Below are 18,179 nucleotides of genomic sequence, written 5' to 3' on the forward strand. Positions count from 1 at the left end.
ATTAGTTTTTCATTCCTCTCATCATGTACTTTTGGGCCTTTCCCTTATTTACTTCGAAGTTGGAAAATTCAATTACTGATTTCACTGTACGTGAATCTGTTTTATTATTTACCATTATTTCTTGAGTTGTCGAAATTTCGACCTTCTTTGGAAAACCAAAACCTTCAACTGTCTGATATGTGAACTCATTATCTATAGTTGAGATCTGAACTCCTTGAATTAATTTTGTCGTCATTTTATTCACGACCCACTTGTTATTACTCCAGCTTTTTGATGTTAAATCAAAGACTGTAGAATTTACACCAGTAGGACTAAAAGTTTTAAACTCCTCAAGCATCCCATTTTTCTTAAATTTTAATTGTATTTCTGATACAGGGCTCGATCCTACACGGTCCTTTCCCTTTATTGCAGTAACCCCAGGACTATTAAAATAATCCAAAGCATAACCTCTCACCCTTGGCGATAGTTTCAGGGGTATCACAAAATCTAATCGATTTTTAATCATCTGTTTAAGTTGATACTTTACTTCTTGAAATCCGTTTGGAAATCCTTCAACTCTGATTTGGTATTGACCAGGAAACATCCAGTACACTTTAAAATACAGATCCTCCATTTTTCCAAAATTCTGCCTCTTATTTAAAGTTTCTTTTAAGTTTGAAACTCTTATCTCAAAGACCAAATCTTTCAACCCGAAATTTTCAGGATGGTAATAACGAATATCGAATTCATTTATTTCAGGAATTTCTCGAGCTGTTACACTAGTGCACAATAAGCTTATAAAAACTATCAACAAGTACTTCATTTATATCTACCTTTATTAACGAGTATCTAAACTCTTATAATATTTTACAACGTATTATAAACTCATGAAATGATTGAAATTCTTTCCTTCCAATTATCTAGGTAATGTATATCTATTCTCTTTTCTTTCTTAAATATAACTTTACCTGGTGCACCTTTTACAGGCTTTAAATTCTTTACTTGAGTATAAACCACCGGTATCTGTGTCTGCGGGAAACGACTAAATTCCCTCAAGGCTGAACCTATTAATTCTAATATCTTAGCATCTAAGTTTATACTCTTCGGGTTTTTTAAGAATATGTGGCAGCTGGTTTCTCCATCAATGTGAAACCAATAATCTTCTTTCTTAGACCATGTATTTCTTAACCAGTCGTTAGATTTTGCATCCATACCAACGGCCATTCGTAACTCATTTCCCAAGTCTATTATTTTTTTATTGACACCAATTACCTGATCTCTCTTATCAATCTTTACGCTTTTCCAGACAGGCTCTATTGTTTTACCAAGACCTTTAACAACAAAAACGTCTCCATTAACCCATTTTTTTAATTCATTGGAAGTATCATTCAACCTCTTTTCCAGTAGACCTTCAGCTGACTTAAAGGATTTTATTTTTTTATAAATAATATCTCTTCTTTTGAACTTATTAACACTTGTGTCGATTTTAAATTTAATTCCACAAATTTTAAATTCATAATCCATAGGTATTGAGTATGAATCCGACTGGATCATCTCCGTCATTTCTCTCCACTTTCTCACTTTCTTTAAATCTGACTCTATATTGATCAGTTTTCTTTGGAAGAATTTTTTCTTACGCTTAGGAAAGGTTTGAATATCAACATTTTTTTCGAGTGAAGCGATATAGTGTTCTTCATTAAAACTGCCCTTAGCTTCTCTTTCTGCTTTATTACTACCAACATCTAAAGCATGAAAAATATCAAAAATAGAAATCTCTTCAAAACATACCTCCCAACCAGACCAACTTCGAAAAACTCTTTTCCCTTCATCAGAATTTTCATAATAGGCAAAGTATAGCTCCCGACCTTTCCAAAAAAGAAAGAAGTCACAACGTAGAGTTCTCTTTGTAAAAGATATCTTCATTAGACGGTCTTCATTCTCAACAGATATTTTCTGTATTATTCCACCCTGAAGGTATTTGCGACAAAACTCTATAAATCGATCCCTAATTCTGTACTTTGAAGGAATATTCTTATTACCTACAAAAAGCCCTTCATAGTTCTGTCCCCTACCAATATACAGAAAGACAGTCTTTCCAGGTAAGCGTGCAGATACAACAATATAGTGAGGGCTAGAATATATCTTTTGCATAACAGCAGTACAAACTCGCTGGTCAATATGACATAAAGTGGTATATTCTTGGACTGAATTTATTAAATCTTTTACAGTTTGTATCATGGCTCTCAATTTATTAAAAAAAAATTCTAAATTTCTTGAATATCTAGATTGGAACGAAATACTAGAAATTCTCTTATCCTATTCTTATTTTGATTATACCAAAGAGAAGTTAAAGAATCTTTTGGAATATCGTAATAATGATGAAATTAATGCTGAGTTAAACCTAATTGATCAATATATTGACCAGCGGGATAATTACGACATTCATCTAAAAGATGTCTTCGAATGTCTGCCATCGACTAATCAAATAGAAACTTATCTTAAGGCAATACAAAAAGGCGTCATTTTAAACCTTGCTGAGTTGAACTCTGTATGCAAATTGCTAGAAACATACTCCACAACACAAAAGTACTTTCAAGACTTTAATATAACACACGAACACTGCGACCAGGGGACAAAGAGTAAAATCAGAAACAACTTTGTAAATCCCTTTAGAAAACTTGTCTATAAAAATGGAGAAGAGCATCTTGAAAATCATCCAATAATCTCCAAGCTCTATAAAGAAGTTAAAGAACTCGAGTTTACTCTTCGCCAGCAGGTAATGAATATTTCCCGAGAAGAGAAGTACACCAAGGCACTTCAGTTAAATGAGTACGATATTATTAATGACAGATATGTTCTCGCTGTTAGATCTGACACTTATAACTCAGAACTTGGAGTTATTATTGCGAAGTCTAACACAGGAATGACTTTATTTGTTGAACCCTATCCGCTAAGAGAAAAAAGTAACTTAAGAATACGACTACTTGCTCAAGTCGATGCTATTATTAACGAAATCTGCCAGGGATTCTGCTCAACCCTCTTAACATTTGATCGCACACCTTTAAATATTTTACACTTTTATTTCAAGTTAGATTTACTTAAAACAAAATCAGGATTTAGTGAAAGTTTAAACCTATGTCGTCCGACATTAAATATTGAATCAAAAATAGATATAAAGGGTTTTTTCCATCCATTAATTGAAAATCCAATATTAAATGATATTTCCATAGGACCAAGTAAAAAAGGTCTTATTATATCTGGACCGAACACTGGCGGAAAAACGGTAACTCTTAAGTCTGTTTCCATATGTCTTCTAATGAGCTACATGGGTCTCTATGTACCCGCTCAAAGTTGTGACCTGTACTTACCAGAAGGTCTATACTATTTCTCTCATGATCAGCAAGATTTAAGCAGTGGTCTTAGTTCTTTTGCATCAGAAGCTAAGAATTATCTTGAACTCCTAAAGGATATAGAGCCTACTTCCATTATCATCGTAGATGAGATTTTCAACTCTACAAGTTCGGAGGAAGCTTCGGCCCTAGCAATTTCTTTTCTAGAGGAGATCCATAAAAAGAGTGACGCTAAAGTTATTATTTCAACACATCATCAATTCTTTAAGACATATATTCATAGCTCCAAAGATTACATATCATCTCATGTAGGTTTTGATGTTGAAAACAGTAAGCCAACATATAAATTACTTTTCGGCTCGCCTGGTAGTTCTATGGCATTTCAAATCTTTGAAATTTTGGCCAGTAAATTTAATTTAATCAACTCCATCTCTGAAAGAGCAGAGAAGATTTTAGACCGTAAGCAAGTTTCATACGAACAATTACTACAAGAATTATCGGGAAAAAAATCAGAGTTAGACAGACTACTCCTTGAAAACAGACAGCTGAATAATGAACTCAAAAATAAGAACAAGTCTATGGAGGGACTTGTTCATCTTGAAAAAGAACGTCTTGTTAATGAGTATAAGAAGAAGTTGAATAAAGTAATTTCTAAAGCAGAACATTTACTTCATGAAACAAGAAAAGGAAATATTAAAAACGAAAAACACTTTTCAAAAAAAGTAAGTACTCTGAGTGACGAATTACCTGATCCAAGAAAAACTAAATTTGCTCAGGCACTTGCCGTTGATTACAAAGAAGATCCAATAAGTATTTCTTCCGTATCAATTGGTGATCAACTTCTTGCGAAGCCTTTTAACAAAGTTGTTACTGTACAATCTATAAATGAAAGAAAAAAAGAAATTCAAGTTCTAAATGGAAAAATGAGTATTTGGATGGCTTCAAAGAACCTTTATCCTACTCATCATAAGCGAGTGGCAAAAGAAGTTCAGATAAATATTACCCGTACAGTCCATGGAAAACTAGAAATTGATGGAAGAGGTTTGAGGCTTGAAGAGTTTCAAAGACTTGTTGAAGACACACTTCATGAACTCATCTCTGGAGATATTCCTTTTTTGAATATTGTTCATGGCCATGGGGAAGGTGTTTTAAAGAAATGGCTTAGAGGATACTTAACTTCTTTTAAAGAGATAGAATTTTCTTCAGAAGAAGGAAATGATGGAGCAACAAGAGTAACACTTATCTAATTTTTTCACCTATTCTAGCGCTTCTAAAAATAAAACTCCCACCATCAGTAGGAAAAACCACTGACATCCAAACAAACTCAGCTCTCCCCTTAATATACTCCACCGGAACAGTTGACCAAAACCTAGAATCAAATGAAAAGTCGCGATTATCGCCCATAACATATACATGGCCAGGCTTAACGGTAATCTTATCCTTATCTTTTGAATAATAATTATCACTATCTTGCTGTATAATATGTGGAATTTCGCCAAAGTATTCTTCAAAAAAGTTCAACTTATATTTCTTATATTTTTTATTCATATCTACAAGGTATTTATCACCCTTAATTGGTAGAGTTTTAATTTGAACATCATTTAGGTATAAAACTTTATCTTTAATTTCAATAGTATCACCCGGTAAACCAACAACTCTCTTTATATAATTTATTGAAGGGTCTTTCGGAAATTTAAATACTATTATATCTCCACGCTTAGGTAATTCTTGCTTCGTTAAGTACTTTGGATTTAAATTAATATCACCTAGAGTAAAGTCACTAAAAGGTAGTTTTGCGCCATAGGCAAACTTATTAACAATTATGTAATCACCAATTTTTAGAGTAGGAATCATAGAGCCTGTAGGTATTCTATAAGGCTCAAAGAGTGAAGAGCGAAAAACCATAATTACAAAGATTATTGTAACGATTAAAACCAACTCTTTTACAATTCGATTGTTTTTACGAGGTGCCTTTGCCTCCTCAAAACCAAGATCTTCCACTAAGTATCCTTATCTAATTCTTTATTCTTAGCCTTAGTAAGGTTGTCATTTAAAGGATTAACTTTCTTAAAGTAGTATTCAATTATATTTTTTGCAAGATAAGTTGATTTTACGTACCACTTCTTAACATTAATATTCATAACAGCAACAGAAATTCCTTTCCCTAAGGAAGAATTGACAGGCATTGCATAGGATGTAAACCAATCTCTTTTTCCATAAGGAACACCACCGGTAATAGAGCCTGTTTTCCCTCCGACCAATAATTCCTTTTTCAATTTTCTATTAAGTCTTCTAAATGGGCCTCTGGCCGTCCCAATCTTAACAGTTAAACCCATTAAGTCCTGCATCTGCCTAGCCGTTCCAACTTCCATAACTCTCTTTGTTTTAAGTTGTGGTGTCCAAATTGGTTTATTTGTAGTTAAGTCCGTAACTTGTGTAACAAATCTTGGATAATTCAAAACACCATCATTAGCAACTACAGAAGAAAGTACTGCCGCATGAATAGGAGAGATCATTGTTTCCGAATTAAATCCCGATGCTTTTTCAGCTAATTCATACTCGGTTTCTGAGATTTCAAAAGATGACTTAGACAAGTTAATCTCTTCCATTAGCTTTTCGTTAAAGCCAAAGTCAGAGGCCATATCAAAAAGCCTTTCTGAACTTGATTCATTTATTGCAGCCTTTCCGAAGATTACATTATTTGAATAAGCAAATGCTTTAGCCAATGTCTGATTTCTTTGCCATCGACTCTTTTTATCTTTTAACTGATACTTATAAAGAGTAGTCCCTCTTCCTCTAAACTTGAAGACAGAATCATTTGATAAATTAGATTTCTCGATTAAGTCTGCTGTCGTTATAATTTTAAAAAGTGAAGCTGATGGGTGTGTTGAGCTAAAAGGAAGAGATATATTAAAGTTATTATCTTTTCTCTCGTAACCAACCGCTGAAAGAATGTAACCAGTTTCATTATCAATAACAATCACTGAAGAATAATCTGATCGATACCTCTTCAAGAGTCTCTTAATATGTTCTGTCAGCTGTTCATTCATTGAGTATTCAACCGACACTGAATTATCATTTAACTCTATTTTTTTGGGGAACGTTGATCTTTCAAAATTGAACGATTGACTTAAAGTTTGCTTTATAACTGAGCGCTTACTTATCATCTCATTACGTTTTTTTTCGGCCTTGTGCTCTTTCCAAGATTGATTAAAACCAAATCCCGCAGCAACAACAGTTAGAAAAAGGAATAAATAAAAGCTTTTTTTGTTTAGTATATATTTCATATCTACTTATTATGCCTTATATCCACGACCAATGACAAAAAATTCTTTACTGATTGAACGTGTCGACTTGGGCTTAAGAAAATCATACTGTTTAAACAAACCTTTCTGGTCTTTAAGGAACTTTTGGGCCTGGTTACTATCAAAAACTTTGATTACAAGATTTCCATTTTCTTTTAAGAAAACAGGTAGAACCTCAAATACTTTTTCAACTAAGTTTAAACTTCTATCTTGATCAACTGAGCGTATCCCAGTTGTATTAGGTGCCATATCAGAAATAACAACATCAAACTTATGATCTACACCTAGTTGAGAAGTTTCTTGAACTTCAAAAATATCTTGTTCAAAAAGTGTTATATTTTTAATGTGGAGAAGTTTTTTGTTTAACGGTCTAATGTCAATACCTACGACCTTCCCATCCTCACCTACTTTTCGACTTGTGTATTGAGTCCAAGAACCTGGGTGATATCCAAAATCAACTACCGTGTTACCTTTGTTTATAACTTTGAACTTTTGATCAATTTCTTCTAACTTATAAACACTTCTAGCAAGAAAATCCTCTTTCTTAGCTTTCTTAAAATAGTGATCCTTAACTTTGAAATTCATCACAACCTCATGCATCAGCAGCTATGCCGCTATTTTTATACTTTCTTTAAATTGATGCACAGTAATACCATATTTACGCATTTTTGCAATGAGCGTTGTCTTTGAGATTCCTAATGATTTTGAGGTCTTATTTACTCCATGATTATTAGAAGCTAGCTCCTTAAGTATTATCTTGCTCTCAAACAACTCTACTTGACTACGGAAGAGGCCACCCTCTCTACTTACTTGTGTCATATGAGGTGGTAAAGAGCTCTTTTCAATCTTTGATCCATTTCCTTTGAGAATTAAAAACTCTATAGTCTTCTCTATCTCTCTAAAGTTTCCAGGCCATTCATATGAAGTAAGTATAAGTAATGCTTCGTTAGAAACTTCACACCCATTTAAATTATAGGTATCGCAAACTTCGTTTATTTTTCTTTGAATAATCATTTGCTTTTCTTTATAGGCTCTTCTCCAGAATGGTTTAAGCTGAATTGGATTAACCCCCATTCTAAAGTATAAGTCCTCTCTAAACTTTCCGTTGCGAACCATTTCTTCTAGGTCTCTATGTGTTGCAAAGATGACTCGTCCATAGAAGCGCTTTCTCTTATATGAGCCTACAGCGCTGTACATACTTTCATCTAAAAGTGATAAAAGTCTCTTCTGCTGAATTAGACTTAGTTCTCCGATTTCATCTAAAAACAATGTTCCATCACCTACTATGTCACAATACCCTTGCTTATATTTATCGGCCCCAGTAAATGCTCCCTTCTCATGACCAAAAAGTTCGCTACTAAATAGGTTATCACTTAGGCCGGCAACATCACACTTCACAAACGGAAGTTCTTTTCTATTTGAATTGGTATGAATTTTTCTTGCAAGAATAGTTTTACCAGTCCCAGACTCCCCTTTAATAAGGATTGGAACAGATGAGTTATATAGTAAGTTCATTAGTCCTCCTAAATGGAGAAATAACTTTTCACTGCTAAAAGCTCAATTAGAACGTATTCTTTAGAGAATTTATTTCAAAAGTGAACTTTGTAATCGTGCTAAATCTTTTTCCCGACACCATATAAGCTCACCATCAATTTTGACAGAGTCTAATCTCTTAACTTCAGCGCCAGATTGAAATAACTTAATCTTTCTATCCCAACAAAGTAACGTACCTGCGGCTATATCCCAGACACTTTTAGGAGTTTTAGAATAGACAAAGTCACAAGCTCCACTTGCAAGTAGCGCAAGCTTAAAAGCGATACTTCCTCTCGGTTCAACAACTATCGAACTATCTAAAGATAAATCAGAGAAAATGCCCTTTGAGTAATCTGTTCGAGAAACAAGGCCAAACAATCTATCTTCATTAAAGCTAACAGGCTCACAGAATGCGTCCTTCGAAGAGATTTCAAAGCCAGTAAAGGGGTTATATATCCACGAAAAGCCTTCATTACTACTAGTCATTACGGCCAAAGAGACAACACACTCACCTAATCCCTTTGCTAACTCTCTTGTCCCATCTATTGGATCCAAGATTATTGAGGGAAATCCGAAGCTCACCATATTTTCTTCACTGAAAAAGTGAAACCCCTCATTTTTAACAAGATGCTCCAACTCAATTTCAATGAGTTTAGAAATTTCCTTATCTACACGCGTAACAATAGAGCGATCTGACTTCTTTTCAATTTGCAGAGACTCCGATAAAGACTCGGGGTTTATAACTTCTCTTACAATCTTATTCACACCAGATCTTAATAAATTAAGCTTTTCGCTTCTAATCATTTAACCTATTCCTTAATAAAACATTAAGCTCAACTTAATATATTACAATAGTCTTACCTTAACAAAGTTCTAAAAAATATCTAAAAAATGCGAAATATTTAGTTGACAACTTTGTTTTACTCACAAAAACGTAAGAGTTATCCACAATAATATACTACTTTGCTCAATTAAACTTTACTAATTAATATCTCTTTAGAAAGTCGTGTTTTCAACGTTTTACCTAACTATTTTTAACACATTGAAACAATACGATTACCTGCACAAGAATGTATCCACAAATTTATTCAAGTTATCCACAAAATTACACATTTTAAAAGTTGCTTTCTTAAATTTTATAACATTAACAAGATTCCCTAAAACTTAAGAATATTATTGAAAACCTTACAATCTAAAGGTTGAATTAAATTCAAAAGGTATCCAAACGACACCACTAGAATTCATTTAAACTAGTTTAAATGGCCATTTAAAGCTAAATCTACTCCCCAGTAGATAAGACTTCCATCTCTCCGTGGGAAGCCATCGTGCTTGCAAATAGGTCACCTTCATCATCAAATGACATACTCGTTAGCAAGCGAACTTCACCAGTTTCGGGGTCGACATAAACAAAGGGGTAGGATTCGATTTCATCTCTTCTTAGGTTAAAAGAGGTTAAAAAATCTTGATAGAGAACATTCGTGAGACTGGACTTAAACATAGAAACTCCTTTTCCAATGCTTATCGACTCAAATAAATTATATCATACAACTTCAATTATATAATAAGATTAGTCTATCTATGAAATAATTTTAAAAATATCTTAAATCTACCCTCAAAGTGAGAATCAAGAAGACAAATTAAAATGTAAATTAAATAGATCATATTCCTACTAGATCTTAATCTCGAAATTTGAAGAAAAACAACCTCTAGTGGTATTAAGCTAAAAAAAGCAATAATCCACAGTAGAGAAAATCCCTGTAACGTAAGTCCGTTAATAACAATACCAAAACTAAAAAGAATAAAAAGCCCAATGTTGAACTCATCAATTCGAACTTTATCAAAGTGAAGTGCTGTTAATGATCTCAATCGGGGAGTTGTTCTTTTCAAAAGTACAATAAGTACACCGAAAAAAGACAATGTATAGAATGCTTTTCTATCAATTAGTGTTTTAATATTAGAGATGAAATCTATTCCACTTGGTTCAATATCTGCAACCAAGCTAAAGTTAAATATGACCACTAAAACCATTAGCGCAAGGCCGAAAGAAGCGTACTTTAACAACTGCCTTTTGAACCAATCCGTCTTATCTTTTAAAAAATAAAAAATCAAAACAAGAACCTGTAAGATAGAAAGTAGGGCATAGCTTTGATTTAACAGAGCACCATAAAAGCCTAATAAACCAAGAAATAATCCCGTTCTATAGGTTGAACTCTTGGTAACCCATAGAAGGCCCCAGATCCAAAGTATTGAATAAGACTCAAAGAGTATTGCTCCATAATCACTAACCAAGATTTTTGAGACACTCCATGAAGATATAATAGCAAAGACACCGAGCAGAGAAAGTCTTCTGGAAATAAAGAATCTTGCAAATGCATAAAAGGTAAGTAGGTATAAGCAAATATTTACAACATAAAAGTAACTACTCCAAGCAATTTTAAATAGCGTAGGGTAGTTCTTAAAAGGATAGTACGTGACCGTGAGAAAGTTCCAAAACATTGGACTTAAATGTTGTGCAGGATCAAAATATAAAATGAGAGCTTCTTTTTGAACTAACTCAGGCAGTGCAGGGATTGTAACTGCAACCATAAGAACAACTAGTGACACAATTGTTTTCTCAAAACTATCAAGATACTTAAACTCGGAAAAGTTAGTAGTAACAGATTCCTGAATTATTTTTCCTCTCGTTGGCCAAGAATAGAAAAGACCAAGAACCCCCCAAATAATCCAAAAAACATTATAAATCCATTTTGAGGGCAGTAGATAAACAAGATTAAAAACAAGAATGAAGAAGAACAGACCCAAAAATAGGCGATAGACAACTCTATCAATTGAAGAGTTTACCCTGAAGTAGATTTTTAATCGGTGATCAATCTCCTTACCCAGAAAGAACCACTGACTCATTATAAATCCACTATAAAAAAGCATCATAAAAACTTGATAAACAGGTCGAATATCTAATGACTTCTGAACATACACAGGAATGAGCAAGAAAGAGAAATAACTAACTAGCCGATATATAAAGAATTTCGATTTTAAAAACAGTATTCCTGACTTTTTTTCTAAAGTATTTGCCATAATATCCGATCAATTTAGTACAACACTTGTTAACTACCCATTAACAAGGTTTAGAATTATTACTCACTCGAAATGGCCAGATCCCCAATCTGGCCTTTTTTAGTTTAAGCCATTATATAATTTCTATAAAGCTATTTTAAGTATTTATCACTCAATCCTGAGCGCATCACTCAAGTATTACCCATAGAAAATAATGCCCCCACATCGCGTCACATTGCACCAAAGCACTGCTGTGATAATATATAGAGGGTTTATCCAGGCTCTCAGGAAGAGGGTTTAGGCACTTCAGGAGGAAGATTTGAGTATTTCTTTTGGCTCCATAAATACAGGGCTTCCAAAAGATATAGTTAAGCAGATTGTCGCTGCTGAGCGAATTCCTTTGCAAAAAATGGATGAAAGAAAAGGTAAAATCTCTGACAAGAAGGCGCTTGTTGGTGAACTAATCAAGCTCATGGAAGGTGTTAAAGGTGAAGTCCTTAAAAATGGTAACGCCAGATCACTAAGAGAGCTTAAAGTACAAACTAACGATGACATAATTGGAGTTAGTGCAGATAAGAATATTGCTCAGCCTGGAACCTACCAACTAGAAGTTACACAACTCTCTCAAAAGTCTTCAGCTATGACTTCCGGGTTTGAAGACCCAGATGAAAGTTACGTTGGTGTTGGATTTATTCAATACTATCTACCAAATGGAGATAGCAAAGAGTTATATGTAGACAGTGACAACTCATCACTAAATAGTCTAGCCAAGATGATTAATAAAGATAGCGACAATGGCCTAAGAGCATCTGTCATCAACGACGGTAGTGGTGGAGATGAGCCATGGAGAATGATTCTATCTCTTGAAGATACAGGTGATGAAAAAAGAGCTGAGTTTCCATATTTCTACTTCGTAGATGGTGAGAACGACCTCTATCTAGAATTTGAAAGAGAGGCCCATGATGCCAAAATTAAATTAGATGGATTTGACATCGAACTACCAGAAAATAAAGCTTCGGAACTTATTCCAGGCCTAACAATTGATTTAAAAAAAGCAAAACCTGGCGAAGAATTCTCACTAACGGTTACAGAAGATTCACAAGCTGTTGCAGGCAAAGTTGAAGATATAGTTACAAGTATCAATGGCGTACTTCAATTTATTAAAACTCAAAACCAAATGGACGAGAACACTGATACCTCTAGAACCCTTGGTGGTGACAGTATTTTGCAATCACTGGAAAGTAGACTTAGAGCTACTATATTCCAAGATATAAAAACTGAAAAAGGCTACAAGAGATTAAGTGATTTAGGAATTAAGTTTCAAAGAGATGGTTTATTAAAACTTGATAGTGAAGTCCTCGGGAACTTTGTATCAAAAGACTACAAAATGGTCTCTCAGATATTAACTGGATACTTTGGAGAAGAAGGAAAATCTCCAGGGTTTGTAGACCATCTAAATAATACTGTTAAAACTGCTCTACAGTTTCCAAATGGGTTACTTCAATCAAGAAAGAGATCTCTTGATACAAACATAGATCAAATTGACAGAAGAATAGTTGATAAAGAAAGAAGAATTGAACAAAAAGAAAAAAATTTAAAAGATAAATTTGCAAGGCTCGAAGGAACTATTGCAAGAATGAAAAGCCAAGGTGCTGGAGTAAGTGCTCTAGGTGCTGCTGGACCAGATCCAGTACAGCAACTTGGTTAACCATTAGGAGGTGGTTATGAGTTATGGTTTAGGAGCTTATAAAAAGACGTCGATTCACACGGCAAGCAAGGAACAAATTCTACTGATGCTCTATCAAGCAGCTATAAAGAATTGCAAGAAGGCAATTGAAGCTATTGAGCAAAGGAATATCCCTGCCAAAGGTGAATATATTGGAAAACTACAAGACATAGTTATCGAGCTAAATAACAGTCTTGACTTTGAAGTAGGAGGAGATATTGCAAAAGAACTATCATCTTTATATGACTTCATTCTATTTTCTAGCACACAGGCCAATATTAAAATTGAGGCCGAACCATTAAATGGTGTTCTCAATGTACTCAATACTCTTTATGAGGGATGGGGACAAGCAATCAAATCGCTCCGTAAAGAGAGCGCAGCAGAAGGAAATGGTGCCTAATGATAAGTAGAATTTACAATCTCCTAATGAGACATACATCTCTATTGGATAGTAGTCTAAAAATGACACATGAAATGTATATTGCAACAACTCGTGGCGATATCAATCTTGTAAACTTTGAAGCTGACAATAGAGAAAGAGTGATCAATATCCTAGAGAAGTTCCAGTCGGAAATCGAAAATATGGTAGCAACTCTCAAGCCCGAGGAAATCACTCAAGAGATAATTTCAATACTCAAAGCTTGGCAAAGTGACCTATCTTTATGGGCACAAGAAGTTGAAGCAATTGATGTAAAGTCATTTGAGATCCTTGAAGCCCAAAAATTAGAAACAACCAAGGAGATTGGTACGATATTTAAGTCACGCCAACAGTTCAAAGGATACAACCTTAATAATACCAAAAAATAACCTTAATTTAAGCTGGTTCCCATAGATTACAACTCCTTATGGGACCCAGTGTTAATCGACTATTTTTTATATTCTGATTGACGAAAATCCGTAGACATGGTGAAATATAGGGGCGAGAGAACTAGGATTTGGTTCTCTATATATTTCACAAATAACCTTAAGGAAGAGGTAATCAACGTGTCTAATAATTCTATTATTGAAAATTCTAAATATCTATCTACAGCCAAGGAATTCTCCATGGAAAATACTTCTTTATATAAGTATGAAATCAAGGTTGCCAAAACTGAACACAAAGTTCCAGTTGTAAATGATGTACATATTCATTCAATCTACAACCCTGTTAGAGAGGCCGTAGGGTTTATAGCTAAGAATAAAAAGTTGATCTCTGCAAAGAATGAAATACTAATTCTAGGTCTGGGTTTTGGATACCATGTAAGCGAGGCCATCGTATCTCTTAAAGAAAAATGGGGAACAAATTATAAGATAATAGTTATTGAACCAAATGAAAAAGTTTATAGAGATTACCTCGAATATAATGAACTAAGCGACAGTAACCTTTCTATATATGCAGGTTATGAGATAAAAGAATTATATAAAAACAGAGAACTTGTAAATTACCTACTCACAAAGCCAGGAATCATAGCTCATCCAGCAAGCTTCAATCTATATGAAGATTACTACAAAAACCTTCTTTCGTACCAAGCTCCAAAGAGTGTGAGAAGTTTCGATGAATATATTGAATCTGTAGTTCTCAGAGACAACCTTAAAAGATTAAACCAGGACAGAGACATTGTTAGTGCAATAAATGAATCGGTTCAAAATAGAAAAGAAGATCTAGATCAAACAGATCACTTCTTTCTAGCATATAATGAAATGATTAAGGGATCACTCGCCCTCGAAGAAGGAAATAAATAATGAAAAAAGTATTACTTGTTAATCTAAGAAGATTTGGTGACATCTATTCATGCGAAAACCTCATCAACTCGATGGTTAAAGAGAATGGGTGGGATATATCGCTTCTAGTATATAAAGAGTTTGAAAAGGTTGCACTAAACCTTCAAGGTGTAACTAATGTTTACACAATAGATAGAAAAAAAATAATTACTCTAACCAAGAGTAATATTTTCAATGATGGGTATGCGATCGAAGAGTTCTACAAAGATATTAAAGAGTTTAATACTATTAGCTGGGATCAAGTAATAAACTACTCTAACGACAGAGTTTCAACTCATCTTTGCACACTTTTAAATTCAAAAGAAAAACTAGGGTTAACATTTTCAAAAACAATGCGAAACAATTACTCTAATGATTGGGAAATTCTTTTTAACGATGTTCTCACTGAACTAGACTTCTCTCCTATTCATTTTAACGACATATATCACAGTATGGTAGGTGTTAAGATAAACAAAGACGGGCTTAAACTGAAAACTAGCGCAAACCATAATGAAAATGCATTTAAAAACATTTCATTCCTTAGAAAAGGGCAAGATGGAAAGAGCAAAAAAGTTATTGGTCTCCAACTTGTTACAAGCGAAAAATCGAAAAACATTCCAGAAAACATTTTAATAGAAACAATTCAGTTGCTTATTGATAATGACATTACTCCTATGCTTCTAATTGCCCCAACTGATTCAGAAAGAACAATTGCAAATAGAATCAATGAATCATTCTCAGGGAAGCTTGTTTCGGTTGAATCAGACTTTCACGCACTAACTAGTGTGGTTATGAATCTAGATGCAATTATAACTCCTGACACTGCGATAAAGCATTTATCGGACCTAGTAGATACTCCGTGTCTAGAAGTAAGTCTCGGAGCATCTCCTTTTCTTAAGCAAGGGTCCATCAACGATCAGTCTCTAATACTTACAAAGTCACTAGAAGATAGAAATTTCTCAAAAGATGATACTGAAGTAAAGATTACTGCTTCAGACATACTCAACTCAACACTTTTACTACTTAATATTAAATCCCTTGATAGTACTGAAATATCAGAAGGCCTAACTTTGTACAGACCTTACCATGATGATCTAGGTGTTTCATATTTTTCAGTTAAAGGAAGTGTAAACAATATCATAGAGGCACAAAGAATTGCTTCTAGAATGTTCCTAACTAAAACCCTAACAGAGAGGCCAACAGATTCTTTTGTAGAGATGATCTTAGATTTGAAAGGAGATCAATTCAAAAGATGGCTTGCTAACGAAAAAGAAGCTGTAACAAATGTTACAAAAGATCTTCTAGGAACAATAAGATCATTAATCCAAATGACTGAAAGTAAGTCTAAAACTAAAGACTTTATCGCTTCACTAGGCCTGCTATTAGAACACTGCTCTGATGTAACTATTACTGCAATACCTACACTCTTTCTTAGAGCAAGGCTAGAAGCACTAATTTCTACTAACTTATCTGAGTCTGTAAAAGAAGTTGAGGCCCAACTTTATAAAATGAAAGGCGAATTACAGAAAGTATATGAAGTGTTAAAAACAGTTGAAGAAAGCTCAAGGCTGCAGGATGCTGCTTCGGTTATCGAAAACAAAAGCACTAGGCCTATTCAATCACTATAATTACAATGCCAAGGAAGGCGTATGAGTAACTTTGCGAAAGAAATTGTTGATAAAATTGAGGACATAAAGAAATCTGCTTCGACAGGTAAACCTTTGTCATCAGAAGAGCTAAAAGTTCTATTCCTTGCATCACTTTTAGAGGAGGAAGGAAATGTCAGCAGTTAAAAATTCGACAGATATTGAAGTACCTCCACAGGAAGTAAAGAAAACAATAGCACTAGTACAAATACTACGACTTGGTGATATTATCCAGACAGTTCAAATGGCCCAAGGTCTACGCTATGTCCACGGAGAAAAGTACAGACTACTTCTTATCGCTAGAAAGCAATTTGCTACTCCACTGAAAAAAATTATCGACAGTGTATTTGATGAGTGCATAACTGTTGATCTAAATGACCTGACACTATCGAGTCAAACGACTAATCTTGAGAATACTCTTACAAATATTGAAGCACTTAGATCAAAAATTAACTTAAATAATATTGAAGTTTGTATAAATCTTTCCTACTCAAAAAGTGCAAACTATCTGATGTCCCTAATAAATGCTCAACATAAAATTGGTCCACACTATGACACCAATGCAAATATTGTAATCAATGACAAATGGTCACAGTATTTATATGCAAATGTTCTAGAAACAAATCAGAACCCATACTCTCTTGTTGATCTTTTCAACTTTATTGTTGGCGTAGACTTAACTTCAACCACTAAAAACAAAGTAAAAAACTCTGTAAAAAAGAAACTAATTATTCATCCATTCGCCAGTGATCCAAAGAAGAAATGGAGTGAATCAAAGTGGGTTGAAATCATTTTTAAATTCTTAAAAGATAATACAGACAAGGCAGTTCATATAGTCGGAGCAAAGTCCGACCTAGAGTGCTGTGATAAAATAATAAAAAACCCTTTGTTAAAAGACTATCTAGATAGAATTCATGTAGATTGCGCAAAGTTGTCAATAAACGAACTCAAAGAGTCAATGGATAGCGACACATGCTTTATTGGACACGACTCAATGGTTAGTCACTTAGCTTCTTTACAACAGATCCCAATAATCACCGTTAGTATTGGGCCCGTTAGACCACATGAGACAACTCCATATATCGAGGGTGTTTACAATTTATCACCACAAACAAAGTGTTTTCCTTGTAAACCTGATACAAAATGTGACTTCTATCAGTGTCATGCAGACATTCCATTTCAAACAATAAATGAAGTTTTAAACTTAGTCGCTAATGGAAAAGAAGTAACTGAAGAGGCCCTAAAAGAAAAGCTTTCTCACTTTCACTTAAACTCTATTAACATTAGAAAATCTGAGTTTAATGAGTCTGGTGTTTACATACTTAAGTCCATCACAAAAGATGAATCTAACTACTTAGACACCACCGCCAGCTTCTACAGATTAGCTTGGGCATATTTATTCAACGGAATCGAAGTCAAACAAGACTTGCCTATTATTTCAGATAAAACACATCAACAAATAATGACAGATATGAAAGGACTTCATCAATTTTATGAATTGTGTGAATTTGGTAAGAAATACTCTCGCTACATTTTAGAAGAAATTTCATCAAAGACTCCTGACATTCAAAAAATAAAGAGCTTTTCAAACAAAGTTGACGAGGTAGACAAGCTTAGTGATTTAATTGCTCAAACTTATCCTCAACTAACACCTGTAACAAATTTCGCAAAGATCTCAAAAGCAAACTTGCATGGTGATAACCTAGTAAAGCTTACAGAGAGTTCATTCTATGCTTTTAATGATCTCTCGAACTTATGCAGTATTATATATGATCTATGTGAAAAGACTTTAACATCTAAACAAAAAGAAAAAACTAATCTAAGCACTATAAATCCAAGGTAGGAA

17 protein-coding genes are annotated in these 18,179 nt (G+C 34.0%); 8 read left to right on the top strand and 9 right to left on the bottom strand.

Going from position 1 to position 18,179, the window contains the following annotated elements; all coding sequences use genetic code 11:
* Nucleotide 1 precedes the first annotated feature (1 nt).
* Both DPQ89_RS03565 and DPQ89_RS03570 read right to left on the bottom strand, forming a co-directional pair.
* Nucleotides 2–802, bottom strand: a complete 801-nt coding sequence (locus tag DPQ89_RS03565) for a hypothetical protein (RefSeq protein WP_127715274.1) — start codon at nucleotides 800–802, stop codon at nucleotides 2–4.
* Between the two features lie 62 nt (nucleotides 803–864).
* Nucleotides 865–2,130, bottom strand: a complete 1,266-nt coding sequence (locus DPQ89_RS03570; protein ID WP_164848242.1) for an NFACT RNA binding domain-containing protein — start codon at nucleotides 2,128–2,130, stop codon at nucleotides 865–867.
* An 85-nt stretch (nucleotides 2,131–2,215) separates the two neighbouring features.
* Between DPQ89_RS03570 and DPQ89_RS03575 the strand changes: the two genes are divergently transcribed.
* Entirely contained in the window at nucleotides 2,216–4,576 is a 2,361-nt protein-coding gene (locus DPQ89_RS03575; protein WP_127715278.1) for a Smr/MutS family protein, read from the top strand.
* On the opposite strand, the gene lepB is transcribed toward DPQ89_RS03575, so the two are convergent.
* The 7 genes from lepB to DPQ89_RS03610 form a co-directional block, all read right to left on the bottom strand.
* Nucleotides 4,569–5,330 carry a signal peptidase I gene (lepB, locus tag DPQ89_RS03580; protein WP_127715280.1) on the bottom strand — a complete coding sequence of 254 codons (762 nt, stop codon included), beginning with the start codon at nucleotides 5,328–5,330 and terminating at the stop codon, nucleotides 4,569–4,571. The two genes, DPQ89_RS03575 and lepB, sit on opposite strands and share 8 nt — an antisense overlap.
* A complete protein-coding gene (locus DPQ89_RS03585; protein ID WP_127715282.1) occupies nucleotides 5,330–6,616 on the bottom strand; it encodes a penicillin-binding transpeptidase domain-containing protein in 1,287 nt (428 codons plus the stop codon). The genes lepB and DPQ89_RS03585 overlap by 1 nt, the downstream gene beginning before the upstream one ends.
* 9 nt (nucleotides 6,617–6,625) lie before the next feature.
* Nucleotides 6,626–7,219, bottom strand: a complete 594-nt coding sequence (locus DPQ89_RS03590; protein WP_164848243.1) for an RlmE family RNA methyltransferase — start codon at nucleotides 7,217–7,219, stop codon at nucleotides 6,626–6,628.
* A gap of 21 nt (nucleotides 7,220–7,240) precedes the next feature.
* The gene (locus DPQ89_RS03595; RefSeq protein WP_127715286.1) at nucleotides 7,241–8,149 is read right to left on the bottom strand and encodes a sigma 54-interacting transcriptional regulator; all 909 of its coding nucleotides are present in this window, start codon (nucleotides 8,147–8,149) and stop codon (nucleotides 7,241–7,243) included.
* A gap of 69 nt (nucleotides 8,150–8,218) precedes the next feature.
* Nucleotides 8,219–8,971, bottom strand: coding sequence for an inositol monophosphatase family protein (locus tag DPQ89_RS03600; RefSeq protein WP_127715288.1), 753 nt, complete (start codon nucleotides 8,969–8,971; stop codon nucleotides 8,219–8,221).
* Between the two features lie 475 nt (nucleotides 8,972–9,446).
* Nucleotides 9,447–9,665, bottom strand: coding sequence for a hypothetical protein (locus DPQ89_RS03605; RefSeq protein WP_127715290.1), 219 nt, complete (start codon nucleotides 9,663–9,665; stop codon nucleotides 9,447–9,449).
* Nucleotides 9,666–9,739: 74 nt separating this feature from the next.
* Complete coding sequence (locus tag DPQ89_RS03610) at nucleotides 9,740–11,242, bottom strand: hypothetical protein (protein ID WP_127715292.1); 1,503 nt, start codon at nucleotides 11,240–11,242, stop codon at nucleotides 9,740–9,742.
* A gap of 298 nt (nucleotides 11,243–11,540) precedes the next feature.
* Here DPQ89_RS03610 and fliD point away from each other — a divergent pair, with 298 nt between their 5' ends.
* From fliD to DPQ89_RS03640, 7 genes are all read left to right on the top strand, one after another.
* Complete coding sequence (gene fliD, locus DPQ89_RS03615) at nucleotides 11,541–12,929, top strand: flagellar filament capping protein FliD (RefSeq protein ID WP_127715294.1); 1,389 nt, start codon at nucleotides 11,541–11,543, stop codon at nucleotides 12,927–12,929.
* Nucleotides 12,930–12,945: 16 nt separating this feature from the next.
* A complete protein-coding gene (gene fliS / locus DPQ89_RS03620; RefSeq protein WP_127715296.1) occupies nucleotides 12,946–13,347 on the top strand; it encodes a flagellar export chaperone FliS in 402 nt (133 codons plus the stop codon).
* 62 nt (nucleotides 13,348–13,409) lie between these two features.
* A complete protein-coding gene (locus DPQ89_RS03625; protein WP_164848244.1) occupies nucleotides 13,410–13,754 on the top strand; it encodes a hypothetical protein in 345 nt (114 codons plus the stop codon).
* A gap of 237 nt (nucleotides 13,755–13,991) precedes the next feature.
* Nucleotides 13,992–14,669, top strand: coding sequence for a hypothetical protein (locus tag DPQ89_RS03630; RefSeq protein WP_127715301.1), 678 nt, complete (start codon nucleotides 13,992–13,994; stop codon nucleotides 14,667–14,669).
* Nucleotides 14,669–16,315 (top strand): glycosyltransferase family 9 protein, encoded by a 1,647-nt coding sequence (locus DPQ89_RS03635; protein ID WP_127715303.1) that lies wholly within the window; start codon nucleotides 14,669–14,671, stop codon nucleotides 16,313–16,315. The genes DPQ89_RS03630 and DPQ89_RS03635 overlap by 1 nt, the downstream gene beginning before the upstream one ends.
* Nucleotides 16,316–16,336: 21 nt before the next feature.
* A complete protein-coding gene (locus DPQ89_RS18420; protein WP_164848245.1) occupies nucleotides 16,337–16,480 on the top strand; it encodes a hypothetical protein in 144 nt (47 codons plus the stop codon).
* Nucleotides 16,467–18,176 (top strand): glycosyltransferase family 9 protein, encoded by a 1,710-nt coding sequence (locus DPQ89_RS03640; protein WP_127715305.1) that lies wholly within the window; start codon nucleotides 16,467–16,469, stop codon nucleotides 18,174–18,176. The genes DPQ89_RS18420 and DPQ89_RS03640 overlap by 14 nt, the downstream gene beginning before the upstream one ends.
* Nucleotides 18,177–18,179 lie beyond the last annotated feature (3 nt).

The sequence above is a fragment of the Halobacteriovorax sp. HLS genome, from assembly GCF_004006665.1.
Classification (GTDB): Bacteria; Bdellovibrionota; Bacteriovoracia; order Bacteriovoracales; family Bacteriovoracaceae; genus Halobacteriovorax.